A 16,630-nucleotide genomic window follows, 5' to 3' on the forward strand; every position below is an offset into this window, starting at 1 on the left:
TGCAAAGTCCTAGCCTCTGCGCACCTTTGAGGAAAAACAATTTCTCTAGTCGATTTCTAAATCCAAGTCTGGGTCCTCTCGATTTGTTGACGAATTATCAATCGAATCTTCTGCTCGATGGGCACCTGCAATTGCCGTCCCAGTTACTCCAGCACGACTACTGGATGAAGTTTCTGAACTAATAACCTCTGACGAAAGCACTGTGTCCACCTGATCTGCATGCACAATGGCCAGCACAAGTGTCCCATCAGGCTTTTTAATGATTTGACATGGCACGCCTCGTGATCTTAAGTTCTCGATGAGTTCACGAACGTGTGCTACAGCCACTCTATTCGCCTCTTCATCCACATTAGAATTAGATTTTGAGCTAAGTGCGATCTGTTGGGCTTCTGCCTCGCGTTCCTCAGCGATGTAGTGAGACAACTGTACTTTGCGCTGCCAGTAATCCGGAAGATTGCCGAAGCCTCTCACAAAGCTGCGAGTCGCAGATAGAGTATCAGCAACCAACATAAATGGCTCACACGTAATTCGCATAATTGATCGATTGATTCTCCCCCATACTTCCAGCCAAGTCTGGGGAGGCTCTTCAGAACTTGGGCTCGGCCTCGCTTTGATGCTGGTCTTAATTCCATAGGCGTCAACTTGCAAAGTTGACGATTCATCACTGTTATTCTCATCTCCTATACTCAAAGTAGAGCTCCTTCAGAGGTCGGAACGTCACACGACGTTGATCGAATTCGTTCAACCCCAAGTGCCCCCTGGCTACGAGCAAGATCCCCCAAAGCTTTGACGATATCAGAGTATTCCTCATGAGAAATAATCTCTGGATCCCAGATGATCTCGATCATTGGGGGACTAAGCAACTCGCCATTAACTTTCTCACGGGTTTCATTTTGTAAGACATCCTGCTGAAGTTGCTGGCTCATCTTGAACCAAAATGGCGAAACATCCGACCATAGCGAAGCCCAATCCAATTTCGGTAATGCCCCGGGCAAAAGAACTTCGTCCAAGTACGTTCTATACTGAAAAAAATCACCTTGCACTGTTTTGAAGAACGACTTATCCACCGCTGTTCCGGCAACAATTGAAGCATCGATCGCATACGCTGGATTGTTCGTAGGATTGTCATACATCCAATCAATTACTGATTGAACTGACCGCACAATTGACGTGGCTGTTGCATTGGAAGTTTCGCTACCAGCTGAGAGAGCACACGCCTCATTAAGTGGCCCCAAATAATTCTTAAGCCCACGAAACAAATAATGGCTGAGGTCGGGCTGCAGCTGAATTACTTCCTCAGCGAGGGATAAAGCCTCTTCCTGCAGGACAATGTATTTGCCACATACTCTGAGATTGTCGTTAAGATTAAACAGTGGCTGCACACGTCTAGTACAGCGGATCGCAAAGAGTGTCGAATCATAGAATGAAATACGATCCAACTCTACGCCTTCAATTCTCATAGCATCTTCCATTCAACTGCAGCAACATAATCATTGATTCATCCACTCTGTATAACAGAAGAGAAACTAATTTCAATTACGAGTCATCGTTGACTGGAGGGCACGGTCAACATTCCCTCCTTATTCCCCATCTCAAATTGTGCCGATTGCGTCTCGCCAGTGCGAAAAGGGGTACTCGCGTGCCAACCGTTATTCAGCTTCCAAGACACTGGCCAGGGAACCGTTCACCTTAGCAATTGCTTCAACGAAGTACTGACAAGTTCTATCCTTACTCAGAAATCTTTGACGTTGATAGCAAGAGAATGTGACGAAGTGAGGGTCGCCCGGCGTATCGTAGATTCGGCGTCTTTTTCTGTGAGAAGTGGGCATGCACTTTAGTTTGCCCTGAATCCGTAGTAGGTTCAAGCCAACGCTCTAACCCACACGCCCAAGCGGACTTGGGCGTGGCACCCAGGCTCTAGTCGGGAAGGCGAAACGCCGGCGAGCCCGATCGCGCGAGGGATGTTAGCAGAGGCTGGGATTTCGGGGCAAGGGCGAACCTCAGAAGGGGAGTTGAGCACGCCCCTATCCGTTTTTTCGCTAGGAAAAGAAGCGTCTAGCGTGGCTTGCGGACCACGAAGTCGAGCGTGGACGAGTTTCCAGGCTTCACTTCCGCGGTCAGTCCCGAGGTTCGCGGGCTGGTGAACGATTCCTCAACCTGAGAGACCCGCCGAGAAGTCCGCTTGTACGACTGGCTCGCCTCGTCCCAAACCTCGTCTCCGCCACCGTACGAAGCAATTGCTACCCCATAGGTACCGGGCACGACACCGTCGCCGGTCGAAAACGTACCCATCGTGAACGAACCATCCGACTGGATATCGGCGGAACTAGAGGATGCCGAATTCTCGAAAATGATCGTACCCGAAGTTAAAGGACTACCATCCTCGAACGTCACCGAGCCGGTAACGGCCGTTGTATTTGAAGCACCGCAACCAAAGCAGCCGACAATTGCGAAGCATATGCCAAGGGTCAACAAGGCTTGAGCATTCATTCTGAGATTCCATCTATCTTGACCTGAAAGAAAGACCAGATCACAGCTGATCTAGTCTTTGCCAGGCATCTGTTAAGTTACGTTTAGAACGAGGAGACTTGTCCGTCAGTCGCATGCCCCATTTGATTGAGCGTTGTCCGCGAGGCACTCACAGAGACCGCGGAAACCGAGCCATCGGCCCTCAGAAACTGAGATACGCCTGGGTGCCAACTTCCCATCGCGATGTCACGATCAGGCCCCCCTAGGTCGCCGTCTCCGTCGGTGTCTCGAACATCCTTCGGTCCACGTGCTAAACCATAAGCAATTGTTCGTGCGACGTTGTATTCCTGCCAATTGCCTTGGGCATAGGCGTAGCTGCCATCCTGCATCATTCCATCGCAGCACTTGCCAAACGCATCGTATTCCTGACGAACATGCTTTTCACCGACAATAAAAGTGTTACTCAACCCGTCGGTGATATAAGCGAACGAGTCACGCGGGCTGGGGCTGCGATAAAGGTCATCGCCGGTGATCGTTCCACAACCGGAAGGTGTCTTTGCCAGGCGAACGCCCCCCTTTTGATTTTCTACGTGGTTCGTTTCGCACGCATCCCAGATGAAGTAGATTTGCCCTTCATTGGTGCTGAAATCACCTTGTGGCACTTTGTTGCTGGCATCGACCAACAAAACCACTGCGTAATCGCTCAAGGGGCCACGACCGTTACCGGTATCTTTCATTGCATTGCCGTCGCCGCTTCGTCGCGAGGGGCAGGTCATGAAATCAATGGATGCGAGCGCCGATCTTTCGTCGGCAGTCAGAAGATCCCAGTTCGTATGAAAGGACTTCGCCATGCCGGTTTTGGTTCCAGCGGAGTTCCCCCCATTGAGTAACTCGTAGGCGTTCGCCTGTTCGGCAAACCGGTAGAGCTCGACGAAGAAACTACCCCGGCCGCCTCCGCGCGTAAGCCAGGGAATCCCGTTGAACGTGTCATGAAAATTATGAACGGCCAGCCCCATCTGCTTGAGATTGTTAGAACACTCGGATCGCCGGGCAGCTTCACGAGCCTGTTGAACGGCCGGGAGCAACAGCGCAATCAAAACGCCGATAATGGCAATAACAACTAACAGCTCGACTAACGTAAATGCTCGTCGCGAGACGCATCGACCTTTGTTGATGACTAGAGTCACGTAACAAACCTTGAAAAAAAAGACGTTTAAAAAAGAGAAAAGAACCCCCACGAAGAAGGTAGCCATATTCTTCTCTTGGTAGTACTAAAAAGCAATAGATTTGCTATGCAAAATAGGCGGTATTCAATTTTCCCTGCCCGTCGCAATCGGTTGGTTCAACAAAGCAGGATGGATCGCGCCTATTGCGCAAAGACTTCTGAATGTGAAAAAAAATCGGCGCGCGCACTAGCCATACGACCCACCGGGATGGTATACATACATACATACATCAATGGGGATGCTTCCCCGAAACCATGATTTTCTACTCGGTCCTGCGTGAATTCCATCTCGCTTGTAAGGACCTAACTGCCTTGCCCAAATCTTCTTGGGCAGACGCATTCGGCAGCCCTGCTAACACGGGCTGCCTATCGAACTTCTTCACTTTCCAAGACATGCCCACACAGATGTCGGCATGACACTCCCATTCGAAAGCAATATCGCTATGTCCAACTCCATCAAAACGCCTATTCAAACGAACCCTGCCTGTGCGAATACAAGTTCAGCCACCTCAATCGCCGATCGCATGAAGGCGCTTTACCGACAACTTCAGGAAGAGCTTCGCTTGAAGCAGTTAGAGATCGACCGACTACAGCGGGAGCTCGACGCGCGAGAAGCAGAAGATGATCCCGACGAAGAGAGTCTGCCGCCTGCGAAGCCAAACACAAACCCACGCGCACCTACATTGCGTCGGCGATCTCGTTTGCAGGCCCAGAAGGCACCGGTGCGCCAGCGGACAAGACAGACCAACCGTCGAGCCAAAATAGGCTCGGCCCAACCAGGCACAACCCACGCAGGCGACGGCAAGGAACCTGGGCAGCATAACACCCAAGAACGCGGCCCACCCTAACGACAATCTGGTCCCCCTCTCCCTTGAAGGGAGAGGGCTAGGGCGAAGGATTCCTGAACAACAGTTGACGAAGATCGCAGAAACACGTTCCAAAATGTTCGTGAACATCGTCGACGCATGCGCTGCCATCGGGCTGGGTGCCCTCTCAGCCTAACCCTCTCTGTGCGAGTAGGGGGCAAGGGGAACGCAGCGCGTTTGCCGCTCGATCGAGCAGGTAATATCACGTATTAGGGGGGCATTCCTGGCCTTTTCTCGTGAGTATTTCGTGATTGTTGTACGAATTTACAGGCCCTTGCCTAGAAAATGCTTGTTAACCTGAACTTTGCCGACTTAACTGAATACCTCTTTCCAAGTTACGTCGTATGCTTTGTAGAAATACGACGCGATCGACACGAAGGGCGTTTCAATGAGACCACTCCTACTAACGGTATGTTGCTTTTTGGCAACTTCTCCTGTTTTTGCACAAGACTATGTTGCCCCGATGGTGCCGCTTTATGGCGACTATGGGCATGCATCGACGGCGGCCGAAGGCGCGCTAGATGGGATGGCCAACGTGGTCAGTGCCCAGGGCTCGTACAATTTGCAGAGCTCGGAAGCGGCAATCAATATGACCCAGGCCCAGAGCCAAGAGATTGCTAATCACCAGCAATACGCCGACACGTATTTCCAAATGCGGGCTCAACGCGACGCCTACGAGGCGAAGAAGCACCCCCGCCCAACCGAAGAGCAGCTGGTACACCTGGCCCACTCCGAAGCCCCTAAAGGCCTTCCTGCGGGAAGTGTCGACAAGGAATCTGGCAAGCTCAATTGGCCTCGCCTGCTGCAATACCCCGACTTCGCAAAGCAAGAGCAAGTCGTGGAATCGTTGCTCAAGAAAAAGTCGGCCAACGGCATGCTCGGTGCCCAAGACGCCCAACAGTTCACCGAGGCCATCGAACAAATGGCCGTGACGCTGAAACGTGGCATCACCAAGGTTCCCCCACAACAGTACATGACGGCCTACGACTTTTTGAAACAACTGCTTTACTCGACCTGTCAAACTCAATTGCCGTAGTCAGTAGTTTGCGTTTTAGCTTTGGAGATTATCGTCGTGATTCGACTTGCAACCCTATTCGCATTAACTGTCCTGACTTCGGCTACCTGGCTACCTTTCGCTGCTGCGGATGAAGCTGCCAAACCATCGGTCGACGCCCTCGTCCAGGCAACTGCTAATGCAGACCCCACCGTTCGGCGAAAAGCGATCGCGGCCTTGATCGCTAGCAATCCTGGACCGAAGGTCACCATCCCGCTGTTTACCAAGCTTTTGGAAGACTCGGATCCGGCCGTGCGTCTGCGTGTGATGAATGCCATCGCCGATGCAGGTTCGCCTGCGGTGCCCGGTTTGACCGAAGCTTTGAAGAACGACAAAGCCGCATTCTGGGCATGCTTGATCTTGCGTGAACTGGGCCCCAAAGCAGCCGATGCTGCTCCGGCTTTGGCCAACGTACTAGAGAACGGCAAAGGCGAGATTCGCCGCGAGGCACTGCTTTCGCTGGCCGCGATGCCCAAAGCAGCCGAGCAATACACCGACCTGATCGCCAAGCAGCTCGACGACGAACAACTTCAAATTGCCGCCGTTTACACATTAGGCCGCATCGGCAAAATGCCGGAGGATGCCACCCAGCAACTTCGCGCCAATACCCGCAAAAAAGGCATGTTGTCACTGGTTAGTGTCTGGGCTCTCGCTCGCTCGAATCCAGCAGACAAACAGATGAACCAGGAAGCAATCCAGCGTCTGGCCGCTGAATTGAGTTCCCCATACCCACTGGTTCGAGCGATGGCTTCGCAAGGACTCGTATCGCTGAAAGCCCCGCCCGAGCTATTGAAGCAAGCAATCAAAAGTGACTTGAGCATGGCTGAAGTTCCCGTTGTGCGTAACGCGTTGAACGTGTTAGCAACGATGGGGCCTGATGCGATCGAGCTTCTGACCGAAGCCCTCCAGCACCCCAGCGTTCAATACGACGCGGTTCTGATCATCGGCGACATGGGTCCCAAAGGCGCTTCGGCCACGGCGGCCTTGGCCAAGCTCATCGACGGCGACAATGTCCGCGTAGCCAACGAAGCAGTCGTTACCCTTGGCAAAATTGGTCCTGACGCCAATGCGGCCGTACCTCAATTGGCCAAAGCGTTGGAAAATGGACAAGGGACAATCGCCCATAACTCGGCATTGACCTTAGGACGCATCGGTCCGGCAGCGAAAGCCGCCCAGCCTGCACTTGTGAAAACAATGCAGAACACCAAAGACGCATCGATGCGACTGCTGTGTGCTTGGGCTCTGGTCCACATCGACGGCGATTCGGAAGCAACCCAAAAGGAAGTTTCGCCCGTGGTCGCTGCCGCTGCCAAATCAGACAACCCGGTCCTTCAAAAGGCCGCCAGCGAGTTGCTTGAAAAGATGAAAAGCTCCGGCAAGTAAGCCGTTGCTTCATCGTGTTTCCAGTGCCTGTGCCGTCTATTGCGGAACGCCCACAGGCCAAGTGGCGAGAGCCGATAATCTGATTCATCTACGGTGGCTACTTCCAAGCAATGATCGCCGCTCCGCCGACGATCAATAGCCCACCGACCCAGTGCTGCCAGGCCAGTTTCTCTCCGAGAAAGATCGCCGCCAAAGCGATCGCGAAGACAACACTCAGCTTGTCGACCGGAGCAACCGAAGACGCCGGACCGAGGCTCAGTGCTTGAAAATAGCACAGCCACGACGCGCCCGTTGCCAAGCCTGACAGAGCGAGAAAAAGAATGGCGTTGCCCGAAAGCGAGCGCCACGCTGGCATGCCGGTGGCCAAGACAATTCCCCAGGCCAACACCAGGACGACGCACGTGCGAATGGCCGTCGCCAGATTGGGCTCAACCTGGCTGGTACCTGCTTTGGCAAGCACGGCCGTGATGCCAGCGAACACGGCGGCCAGTAACGCCCAGTGAAACCAATTCATCGTTACATATCCTTGTCAGCGAAATCGTTCGCCTCGTAGTATGCGATTCGCCGTGAATCGGTTCAAGCGTTTCCTAGATTTCTGCTCGTCAACAAATCCTTTGCCTAAGCAACGGCATTGCCATAAGCTGACGGAAAACGCCTCTTCTATTCCTCGGAAACAAGGAAACCTCGTCATGCGATGCGCGCCGAGGCGCTGCTGACGCAATTGGAAGCAATGAAGTAGAGGCTCTGCCGATCGGCCAGACACAGCCCTCAAGAATCAATCGCCAGCGGTGGTCCCCCAAACCGCGAAGACCCACCTGACAGTTCTTGCGTCAGGTGGGTCTCACGGCATCGTCGATTACCTACATCCCCTTAGGCTGACTCGACGATGCCCGCCTCCTGAACGACCTGGGCGAGCCAAGCTTGAATGCGTTCTTCGGTTAGCTCCCACTGATTGTCATCGTCCAGGCCCAGACCAACGAAGTGCGTATCGTCTAGCAGCCCGCGAGAATCATCGAACTCGTAGCCATCGGTCGGCCAGATGCCAATCAGTTCAGGCGAGCCTAACTTTTGAATGGTTTCCCACAACTCGCCCATCGCATCGAGATAGTTATCGGGGTACCCGACGGCATCCCCCATTCCGAAGAAAGCGACCTTTTTACCGGTCAGATCGAGACCGGCTAACTTCGGCAAAAAACCGTCCCAGTCGGCTTGCAGCTCTCCCACATTCCACGTCGAGATACCCAACAGCAAGATATCGTACTTCAGTAGATCTTCCGGCTTGGCTTTGTAAACGTCGACAACATCGGCAACGCAATCTCCGAGCAGCTCCTTCATGCGTTGGGCCGCGCCTTCGGTGTTTCCGGTAGTCGATCCGTAAAAAATGGCCATCGACATATCCATTGTTTCCTCACACTTCAAAAAGAATGTTTTCAATGATCGATACGAAGTTTCGCGCAATTACAAAGAAATACCCAAGCGACGACAGCAAAGGCCTGCCCGGTGCTGGTCGCCTGCTTCGCGATAGAGTTGCGCAAGACGCTGCAAACAACACGTACACTTCAACGATTGAATCTCTTGTGTCGTGGCATCCGCGATGGCCAGATAGGCCTTTTCGTTTTGATGCAGCCGCGACAGGACCGTCACCAGCGCGACCCGGTAAAAGAAGACCTGCGGTGCCATGGCGATCGCGGCTACTAAAATCGGTTGAATCAGCTCCGCCGGGTAGTCCGCTTTCGACATGTAGTACGCCACCCCATATCGGGCATTGTGGGAATCAAGATCAACGTGGCACGCCCTTTGGCACACGTCAGCGGCCAATGCATACTGCTGGACCATCCCCAGGCCCCGGGCCAGGCGTGAAAGGACTTCCGCGTCTTCGATCGGCAGTTGAGCCAACCGGCAATAGATAGCCACCGCCATCTGGGGTTGCTGGACGTTGGCATAGCAATCCGCAAGAGCCAATTGCCCAGACACCGAAAGCCCCTGCAATGTTCGGGCATGCTCTAAGGCCACCTTGCCAGGCTCGAAGTCGCACAACGCATGACAGAGCACCCCTTTCAACTCCCAGGCGGAAGGATCGTCGGGGTGGTGTTCTAAATGAAGCTGCAGCACATCAACCGCTTCGACGTAGCTGCCGTGGTAGTAATAACACAATGCCCGGTGATAGGCGCTTTCAGCACAAGCCATTTCACTCTCGCACGATAGAAAGTAAGGAGAAACCATGTGATGATTTCGCATGCCGGCGACGACATACCCAACCATCACCACAGCCCAGAGACCGCGATGCGACGGATGAGCAAAACGCTCGACCCGCAACATCACCCATGGCTAGCTAGCGGAAGAATCCGCCCGGGGGCTCGCTTTAGATACTGAGTCTCAGTTGCACTAATTCTATCGCTTGTTTCCGCGGCTGGCAACTGATTTCCTGAATTTGACACAAGTGGCTACAGACATTGCCTTTATAGTCACCCAGTCTCCTAAAAGACGAACGATCCAAAGGGCTTTTCAAGCTGCACTAGGGCTTCAGTATTCAAGTGATTCCTGCCCGGCAATGCTTCCGAGCGAACCCCAAACACCGTAGGGACTGGAATCAGAGGAACTTGCCGGCCGCGAAGACTGACTAAGATTGCCCGTATCGATGTCCTCGGCAATAAAGCGGACCGCGCCATCGGCCATTACAACCTGAGCGCCACCCGGATGATAACTGCCCAGGCTATAGATTCCGTCGACCGCTTCGGTTCCGCTCAAGCCGCAACTGGGGCGATTGGGCGGCAAGATCGTATTGAACATCGCCGGTCCTGCCGCGCCGTCGGCCCAACTGTAGCCGCGTTTACGAGCGGCGATGTCGAGCGAGGCCGACTCCATTTTCGTGTCAAAGCAAAGCTGAGCGTTGGCCAACTCGGCTGATGTTTGAGCAATCACCTGAGAGTCGATGAGGATCTCGCCCAGCATCACGGTATTGGAAGTGCCATCCTTTACATCGTGCAGGTGCGTCCACTGGCCAGGCGAAAATGGCCCACGATGATGTTCCTGTTGATGGTAAATGTTGGTCGTGTCCCCAATGCAAAAGACATAGCTGGTTGCTCCCCACGGACGCGAATAATCGGCCGGATCCGAGGGACAAACCAACTCATGCAATTGCGTCGCCCACGGCTCGTACGTTTCGACCCACGGGTCAGGCCCCATCGCGGGATAAGTCTGACCGTCGATCGTTAAGGGGGCCATGATCGTTTCGTACAGCTCGGCTTGCTCAATCATCGGTAACAGGGCAATCAAACCGCTCCGGCGATTGCCGCTGGAACAACTGGGCAACGAGTTGAAGATATCGTGATAGTTATGCACGCCTAAGCCAATTTGCCTCAGTTGATTCTGGCACTGTATACGACGAACTCCCTCGCGAGAACCTCGTGTCGCTGGCAACAGCAAGGCCAAAAGCAATCCGATAATGCCTATCACGACAAACAACTCAACAATCGTGAAACCGCGACGAGTGGGTTTCAAAGACGTGCTTTTCATGAGTCTGCCTTTCAGTTTAGTGATCGTTTGCCGTGAACTGTTTTTCACCGTCAATGGTGCCCATCGCTCCCCACAAGCCGAACGGACTGGCGATCGATTGCTGGTCGTAGGCCTGGGCCGTGGGTGGTGCGGCAGATACGTTGCCACAATCAATATCATCGGTGATGAAATGAACACTTCCGTCACAGAACGCGACGTTCACGCCGCCGGGATGATAACTACCGGCAGAGTAAATTCCGTCGACAGGACCTTTTCCACCGACCGCGCAGCTGGGGCCGTTGGGTGGCAGAATTGTATTAACCAAACCAGGCCCGGCCGCACCGTCGACCCAGTTGTAGCCACGGCCATACTTATGGAGTGAAACATCATTTCGATACGTTTGCTGGTTGACGCTCAGGGTCTGCAGGCCGATTGCCGGATCGCTTAAGATGCTGGCCGGAAGGTCGATCGCGTATTGTCCCTGGACGTCGCGCTGCTGAACGGTACCGATCTCGGCAAGGGCGATTGTGTTGGACATGCCGTCCAAGATATCGTCGAAGGTCGCCTTCAAGCCGGGGGCGAACGCGCCACGTAATTTGGGCAGTTGATGGATATCCGCCGCGACATCCCCAATACAAAATGCGTAGTTGGTCGACTGAAAATCCTGCGCACCGTCTTCCGCGGATGGACATTGCAGGTACTGCTGACGAGTTTGCCAAGGCGGATAGCTTCGATCCCAAGGAACCGGCCCACCCGGCGGAATGCCAGCTGCCGGATCTCCCCGCTGGATTACTTCGTACAGTGCTGATTGTTCAATCATAGGCAGCAGTTCGACCATCCCGCTAAGACGCCCCTCGTTCCCTCCGACGCCGGTACCGCCCATGGCCGAAGGGAGATGTCCGTAGGTATCGTGAAAGTTGTGCAGCGCTAAAACCATTTGTTTGAGGTGCCCCTGGCAGATGGCTCGCCTGGCTTGGCCGCGTCCCTGATGCAAGCTGGGCAGCAAGAGAAAGAGGCCAGCCGAAATGATAACGATCACCACCAGCAGTTCCTTCAGTGAGAAGCCGCTGCGAGTGGGGCGTTTTACGAAGTACCTGCTATAGATCATCACGGCCGACTGCCTCGCTTCCAGAGATCGTTCCCATCGCTCCCCACGCACCAAATGGGCTGGCATGACTCTGGTCGGCGAAGTCTTCGACTGTTGGAGGTGCCAAGGCCGAATCACCGGCGTCGACTTCCTCGGAAACGAACTGCACGCTGCCATCGACGAAAGCTACCAAGCAGCCACCAGGGTGCTGACTGCCGGCGGAATAAACCCCGTCCACCGCTTCCAGTCCACCAACCGCGCAGCTGGGGCTATTGGGCGGCAAGATCGTGTTGACCAGCCCCGGTCCGGCAGCTCCGTCAACCCAGTTATAACCGCGGCCTCGATCGTGCAGGCCAACTTTCCTTTGGTAGTACTTCCGTCCGCTGTCGACCGTTCGCCAGCAGATGCCGGGGTCGGTGAGTATTGTTTTCGGGAGATTCACTGCGTACTGCCCTTGAACCTGAAGCCTATACTCCGTGCCCATTTCAGCCATGGCGATCGTATTCGAGGTGCCGTCCGTGATGTCATCAAAACGGGTAAACAATCCAGGTGCAAATGCTCCCCGAGGCTTGGGCAGTTGATGAATGTCGCTCGTCACATCCCCAATACAAAACGCGTAGTTGGTCGGCTGATAGTCCTTACCTTCGCTGTAGGCGGCAGGGCAATTATAGGAGTCCATTTCAAACTGCCACGGCGGGAACGTCTTGTCCCAAGGCGCCGGTCCGCCGGGAGGTGCTCCGTACGAGCCTGAAATGATCTGGTCATAGACAGAGCTACTTTCCATGAACGGAACCAGTGCAATCAATGCATTGAGCCGGTTTTCGTTTCCACCAGCACCGGTTCCACCCATCGCCATGGGAAATTGATTAAAAGTATCGTGATAGTTATGTAAGGCAAGAAGGATTTGCTTCATGTTATTCGTGCATTGCATCCGCCGTGCTGCTTCCCGGACACCTCCCCGGCGACCGAATGGAAGCACACAAAAGAAGAGGATCGCCGCGATGATGAACGTCACGGCGAACAGTTCCTTTAGTGTGAAGCCGTTTCGCGTTTCGTCGTTGGTTGTCATAACTAGGCCTCCTGCAGTTGCATGTCGGGGGTTGTTTTCTTCGTCGCTGATTTCCGCTTTTTCCGCCAGCGGACGGCTTCGTAAGTAGCCATCGGCACGATCCAGCTCAGCCAGGCATTGACTTGATAGGCCATGAAGCTTTCGGACTCGGTGACGATCAAAGTGCCAGCAACAATCCGAAAGAGCAGGGGAGCGACCAGCAGCAAAAAGCAGTGCGTAGCCCAACGCTGGTGAACAGGGAAGTTTCGCTGCATCGCGTACCTCGCCGCCATCACTACGGTCGCGGCAGTGGCAATCGCCTGCAGGCCAAAACCAACTCCGGCGATCGGCCCGGTGAAAGCCCAGAACGCCATGACCAAGCCACTCGGAGCAACCAGGCCCAAAACCAGAAACAACTGAGCCTTGCCCAGACGACGGTGCCACGTGCCGTGCGATTTGCGTTTGCCGCTAAGCATTAAATAGGCGGCCAGCAGCAGGGCAATCGGCGACGCGATGATATGTACAAAGAACGCCGGTGAATAGATTCCGCGAAACGACTCTTCGCGTCCCAGCAGGAAGACGGCATCAAAGTTGAGCGGAAAGTAGTTGACGTACTCTGCCACGATCGAGAAAAGCACCTTGCCCAGTAGCAGCACGAGGGCACCTGCGGCAAGTGCTTTTAGGGTTCGAGCACGCGATGACGAGCCATGCGCCTTCACGATCCTGCGGCGAGGGCCGCCTCCGACAAGGTTATCCGAATAGATTCAAGACGAGTGGGGCCACGCAAGTGGTAGGCCTGGCCCACTCTGGAGGATAACCGAAGTTGCCGTGCGAGTCGATCAAATTGCCAACGACCGTTTACTTGGCCGGTGCCATCATTTGAATTAAATCTTTAGCGATGACGTTCGCGGCCATCTCACCCCCTGGGGTGTCTTGCAGGTTGGTCAGCACAATCATCGTGAGTCCCGTTTTCGGATCGTGGCCCATGAAGGATTGATAACCTGGCAGTGAGCCGTCGTGTCCGATCATCGGTCCCATCTGCGCGATGCCGAGGCCATAGCCGGCGCTTTGCGGGTCGTCAGGATTTGCCGGACGGATGCTTGCCAATCGCTTGGCTTGCATCGATTCATCCAACAGTCCGCCACCGATGAGCACCTCGACATAGTCGGCCAAGTCGTCGGCTGTGGAGATCGCCGCGCCGGCCGCCCAGGCCCACGAAGGATTCGCCAGGGTCATGTCGCTGGGTAGCAGCTTACCGGCCACGGCTTGCTTCTGCTCTTGCTCGGTCAATTCAGAGTTCACGTTCGTGCCGAACATATAGCCATGGGCGAACGGAGGGGGAAGCTGGTTGTCATCCTTGGCTGGCATCGATGTCCGCGTCAGCTTCAACGGGGTGAAGATCCGCTGTTGGAATACTTCTTCCAACGGCATCTCGGTCATCCGCTCGATCAACACGCCGAGCATGACGTAATTGGTGTTGGAGTAGAAGTACTTCGAGCCTGGCTTGAACATGGCTTTTTGCTCGATGCCAAGCTGAATCAACTGCTGCGGCGAGTACGTCTTATCGGGTTGCTCGTCCAGGGTTTGATTGAACGATTTTATCTCGCTGTAGTTCGCAATGCCGCTACGCATATCAAGCAGGTCGGCGATCGTGACTTCATCCCCTTGGGGGACATTGTCGAAGAACTTCGAGACCTTATCTTCGAGCTTCAGCTTGCCTTCTTGGACGAGTTGAAGAATGACAGTCGCGGTCATCGTCTTGGTATTCGACCCAGCACGAAACGCCATGTCGGTCTGCATCGGCTGCTTGGTCTTCAAGTCGGCCACACCAAACGCCTGTAGCCACTGGTGGTCGCCGTTACGCAGCAGGACAACGACACCAGGGATGGCGTTATCGCGACGAATCTGCTCGACCTTTTCGACCAACGCATCCTGATTGGCTGGCCATTTCGCGTAGCAAGTCGACACAAACGATGCGCTAAAGAGCGCAAGTAAACAAACCACCGAAGCTAAATTTCGCACTATACCAATCCCCGATAACAGACAAACCGTAACACATCGTGCCTTATGAACTATAGCTTACGATGCGTTATGATTTGATGTGCCGAAAGCAGGGAGTTTTTCGACTGGTTTTCTGCGGTTTTTTAGTGTCCGGCCAGCTGCTTGGCGGCGTCTGGCTTGTCGTGAATGGCGAAGCGGTCCACCAGGTGGGCGCTGGCTTCGTTGAGCCCGATTAGCTCGACGTGGATTTCCTTTTGGCGGTACTTCACGATCACTTTGTCGAGCGCCCCGATGGCGGTGATATCCCAGAAGTGGGCACCACTGACGTCGATATGGACTCGGTCGAGCTTCTCTTGATAGTCAAACGAATTGATGAAGCGGTCTGCCGAGGCAAAGAAAACCTGACCGGTGACGGCGTAGGTCTTGCCGGTGTTGCACTCGTGCATCTCCCCTTCGACCACCATAATCTGACCAACTTTGTGGGCGAAGAAGAAGCCGGACATCAGCACGCCAACCAGCACCCCTTGGGCCAGGTCGTGCGTTGCGACCACAACAACCACCGTGCTGACCATCACTGCGCTCGAGCTCTTGGGATGCAGAATAAGGTTCTTCAGCGATTCCCATTTAAACGTGCCGATCGAAACCATGATCATCACCGAGACCAGCGCGGCCATCGGAATCATCGAAACGTATTCGCCCAGGAACACGATCAAGATCAAGAGGAAGACACCGGCACATAGCGTCGAGAGACGACCTCGACCGCCTGACTTCACGTTGATGACCGATTGCCCGATCATCGCACAGCCGGCCATCCCTCCGAGGAAGCCCGAGAGGATATTGGCACAACCTTGACCGACGCATTCCTGGTTCTTATCGCTGTGCGTATCGGTCATTTCATCGACGATCGACGCCGTCATCAGCGATTCAAGTAAGCCCACCACGGCCAGCGTGACCGAAACCGGGAAGATGATTTGCAGCGTTTCCAGCGTCCACGGAATCTCTGGCAACAGGAAGAAAGGAAGACTGTCTGGCAGCTGCCCCATGTCGCCAACCGTGCGAATCTGGAAGCCGAACATGACCGAGACGACCGTCAGAACGCAGATGGCAATCAGCGGCGAAGGAACGGTCTTGGTCACGTAAGGAAGCAAGTAGATGATCGCCAGTCCACCCAAGACCATCGGGTAAACCAACCACGGCACGCCGATCAGTTCTGGAAGCTGAGCCATGAAGATCAGGATAGCCAACGCATTCACAAACCCGGTAATCACCGACTTGGAAACGAACCGCATCAAGACGCCCAACTTAAAGTAGCCAGCGGCCATCTGCAGGATGCCCGTCAAAATGGTTGCGGCGAGCAGATACTGCAGGCCGTGCTCTTTTACCAGCGTGACCATGACCAGGGCCATCGCCCCGGTCGCTGCCGAGATCATGCCGGGCCGACCGCCGACAAACGCACTGACGGCGGCAATACAAAACGAAGCGTAAAGGCCGACCTTGGGGTCGACCCCGGCGATGATCGAAAAAGCGATCGCTTCGGGAATAAGGGCCAACGCCACGACCAAACCGGCGAGCAGGTCCTTGGGTATGTTGCCAAACCATTGTTGACGGAGGGTATCTGGCTTATGCATCTCGTTCTCTTCCAGGTAGAAATCTTGGGTAGGGGGACCGAGGGAAGACGCTTCCGTCAGATCCGTAGAAATAAGGGCTAAGAACTCGGTGTCATTCAGCGGCGGAGAGATGGTTCGCAGGCTCGATGGCGGGAATAATCCACGTTCGGGCCGTGCCATGGTGGGCGAACTTCACGCTGAGAGAGAATTGACTACACCGGTTAACCTGCCTTTATTGAGCAAAATAATCACTTGTATGGCACTAAGTTTACCACAAGCAGTTTTTCAACGATAGTTCAAATCTTGTGAAGTTTCGCAGACCAGGGCCACGGCAGAGGCAATGGCGAGCTTCCTGCCGCAAAGGCCTCTTTAAAATGGAGCATGGCCACGCTAGA

The 16,630-nt window shown here is 54.3% G+C and carries 16 protein-coding genes; 3 read left to right on the forward strand and 13 right to left on the reverse strand.

Going from position 1 to position 16,630, the window contains the following annotated elements; genetic code table 11:
* Positions 1 to 45 precede the first annotated feature (45 nt).
* The 4 genes from HOV93_RS08800 to HOV93_RS08815 form a co-directional block, all read right to left on the reverse strand.
* Positions 46 to 690, reverse strand: a complete 645-nt coding sequence (locus tag HOV93_RS08800; protein ID WP_207396116.1) for a hypothetical protein — start codon at positions 688 to 690, stop codon at positions 46 to 48.
* Positions 687 to 1,460, reverse strand: a complete 774-nt coding sequence (locus HOV93_RS08805) for a hypothetical protein (protein WP_207396117.1) — start codon at positions 1,458 to 1,460, stop codon at positions 687 to 689. The genes HOV93_RS08800 and HOV93_RS08805 overlap by 4 nt, the downstream gene beginning before the upstream one ends.
* A gap of 595 nt (positions 1,461 to 2,055) precedes the next feature.
* Complete coding sequence (locus tag HOV93_RS08810) at positions 2,056 to 2,490, reverse strand: hypothetical protein (protein ID WP_207396118.1); 435 nt, start codon at positions 2,488 to 2,490, stop codon at positions 2,056 to 2,058.
* Positions 2,491 to 2,573: 83 nt separating this feature from the next.
* On the reverse strand, positions 2,574 to 3,656 hold the full coding sequence (locus HOV93_RS08815; protein WP_315853378.1) for a DUF1559 family PulG-like putative transporter: 1,083 nt from the start codon (positions 3,654 to 3,656) through the stop codon (positions 2,574 to 2,576).
* Positions 3,657 to 4,137: 481 nt separating this feature from the next.
* On the opposite strand from HOV93_RS08815, the gene HOV93_RS08820 reads away from it, so the two are divergent.
* The 3 genes from HOV93_RS08820 (at position 4,138) to HOV93_RS08830 (ending at position 6,997) form a co-directional block, all read left to right on the forward strand.
* On the forward strand, positions 4,138 to 4,542 hold the full coding sequence (locus HOV93_RS08820; protein ID WP_207396120.1) for a hypothetical protein: 405 nt from the start codon (positions 4,138 to 4,140) through the stop codon (positions 4,540 to 4,542).
* Between the two features lie 406 nt (positions 4,543 to 4,948).
* Positions 4,949 to 5,596: a hypothetical protein gene (locus HOV93_RS08825; protein WP_207396121.1), complete on the forward strand. Its 648-nt coding sequence runs from the start codon at positions 4,949 to 4,951 to the stop codon at positions 5,594 to 5,596.
* Between the two features lie 36 nt (positions 5,597 to 5,632).
* A complete protein-coding gene (locus HOV93_RS08830; RefSeq protein ID WP_207396122.1) occupies positions 5,633 to 6,997 on the forward strand; it encodes a HEAT repeat domain-containing protein in 1,365 nt (454 codons plus the stop codon).
* A gap of 97 nt (positions 6,998 to 7,094) precedes the next feature.
* Here the strand turns inward: HOV93_RS08830 and HOV93_RS08835 are convergent, their stop codons facing one another.
* The 9 genes from HOV93_RS08835 to HOV93_RS08875 form a co-directional block, all read right to left on the reverse strand.
* Entirely contained in the window at positions 7,095 to 7,511 is a 417-nt protein-coding gene (locus tag HOV93_RS08835) for an EamA family transporter (protein ID WP_207396123.1), read from the reverse strand.
* Between the two features lie 356 nt (positions 7,512 to 7,867).
* Entirely contained in the window at positions 7,868 to 8,392 is a 525-nt protein-coding gene (locus tag HOV93_RS08840; protein WP_235990018.1) for a flavodoxin, read from the reverse strand.
* A gap of 63 nt (positions 8,393 to 8,455) precedes the next feature.
* Entirely contained in the window at positions 8,456 to 9,316 is an 861-nt protein-coding gene (locus HOV93_RS08845) for a tetratricopeptide repeat protein (RefSeq protein WP_207396125.1), read from the reverse strand.
* Between the two features lie 204 nt (positions 9,317 to 9,520).
* Positions 9,521 to 10,513, reverse strand: coding sequence for a DUF1559 domain-containing protein (locus HOV93_RS08850; protein ID WP_207396126.1), 993 nt, complete (start codon positions 10,511 to 10,513; stop codon positions 9,521 to 9,523).
* A 16-nt stretch (positions 10,514 to 10,529) separates the two neighbouring features.
* Positions 10,530 to 11,600, reverse strand: coding sequence for a DUF1559 domain-containing protein (locus HOV93_RS08855; RefSeq protein WP_207396127.1), 1,071 nt, complete (start codon positions 11,598 to 11,600; stop codon positions 10,530 to 10,532).
* A complete protein-coding gene (locus HOV93_RS08860) occupies positions 11,590 to 12,648 on the reverse strand; it encodes a DUF1559 family PulG-like putative transporter (protein WP_207396128.1) in 1,059 nt (352 codons plus the stop codon). Before HOV93_RS08860 ends, HOV93_RS08855 begins: the two co-directional genes overlap by 11 nt.
* A 2-nt stretch (positions 12,649 to 12,650) precedes the next feature.
* Entirely contained in the window at positions 12,651 to 13,283 is a 633-nt protein-coding gene (locus HOV93_RS08865) for a DUF2306 domain-containing protein (protein ID WP_207396129.1), read from the reverse strand.
* Positions 13,284 to 13,485: 202 nt separating this feature from the next.
* Positions 13,486 to 14,595: a serine hydrolase domain-containing protein gene (locus HOV93_RS08870; protein WP_207396130.1), complete on the reverse strand. Its 1,110-nt coding sequence runs from the start codon at positions 14,593 to 14,595 to the stop codon at positions 13,486 to 13,488.
* Positions 14,596 to 14,771: 176 nt separating this feature from the next.
* Positions 14,772 to 16,415: a SulP family inorganic anion transporter gene (locus tag HOV93_RS08875; protein ID WP_235990021.1), complete on the reverse strand. Its 1,644-nt coding sequence runs from the start codon at positions 16,413 to 16,415 to the stop codon at positions 14,772 to 14,774.
* Between the last annotated feature and the right edge of the window lie 215 nt (positions 16,416 to 16,630).

Origin of the sequence: Bremerella alba (assembly GCF_013618625.1) — a bacterium.
GTDB lineage: Bacteria > Planctomycetota > Planctomycetia > Pirellulales > Pirellulaceae > Bremerella > Bremerella alba.

Excerpts from the sequence above, each read along its gene's own strand:
- HOV93_RS08875 (WP_235990021.1), bottom strand. The coding sequence starts at position 16,415 with ATGGCACGGCCCGAACGTGGATTATTCCCGCCATCGAGCCTGCGAACC.
- HOV93_RS08855 (WP_207396127.1), bottom strand. The coding sequence starts at position 11,600 with ATGATCTATAGCAGGTACTTCGTAAAACGCCCCACTCGCAGCGGCTTC.
- HOV93_RS08860 (WP_207396128.1), bottom strand. The coding sequence starts at position 12,648 with ATGACAACCAACGACGAAACGCGAAACGGCTTCACACTAAAGGAACTG.
- HOV93_RS08845 (WP_207396125.1), bottom strand. The coding sequence starts at position 9,316 with ATGTTGCGGGTCGAGCGTTTTGCTCATCCGTCGCATCGCGGTCTCTGG.
- HOV93_RS08805 (WP_207396117.1), bottom strand. The coding sequence starts at position 1,460 with ATGAGAATTGAAGGCGTAGAGTTGGATCGTATTTCATTCTATGATTCG.
- HOV93_RS08810 (WP_207396118.1), bottom strand. The coding sequence starts at position 2,490 with ATGAATGCTCAAGCCTTGTTGACCCTTGGCATATGCTTCGCAATTGTC.
- HOV93_RS08820 (WP_207396120.1), top strand. The coding sequence starts at position 4,138 with ATGTCCAACTCCATCAAAACGCCTATTCAAACGAACCCTGCCTGTGCG.
- HOV93_RS08825 (WP_207396121.1), top strand. The coding sequence starts at position 4,949 with ATGAGACCACTCCTACTAACGGTATGTTGCTTTTTGGCAACTTCTCCT.
- HOV93_RS08835 (WP_207396123.1), bottom strand. The coding sequence starts at position 7,511 with ATGAATTGGTTTCACTGGGCGTTACTGGCCGCCGTGTTCGCTGGCATC.
- HOV93_RS08850 (WP_207396126.1), bottom strand. The coding sequence starts at position 10,513 with ATGAAAAGCACGTCTTTGAAACCCACTCGTCGCGGTTTCACGATTGTT.
- HOV93_RS08840 (WP_235990018.1), bottom strand. The coding sequence starts at position 8,392 with ATGTCGATGGCCATTTTTTACGGATCGACTACCGGAAACACCGAAGGC.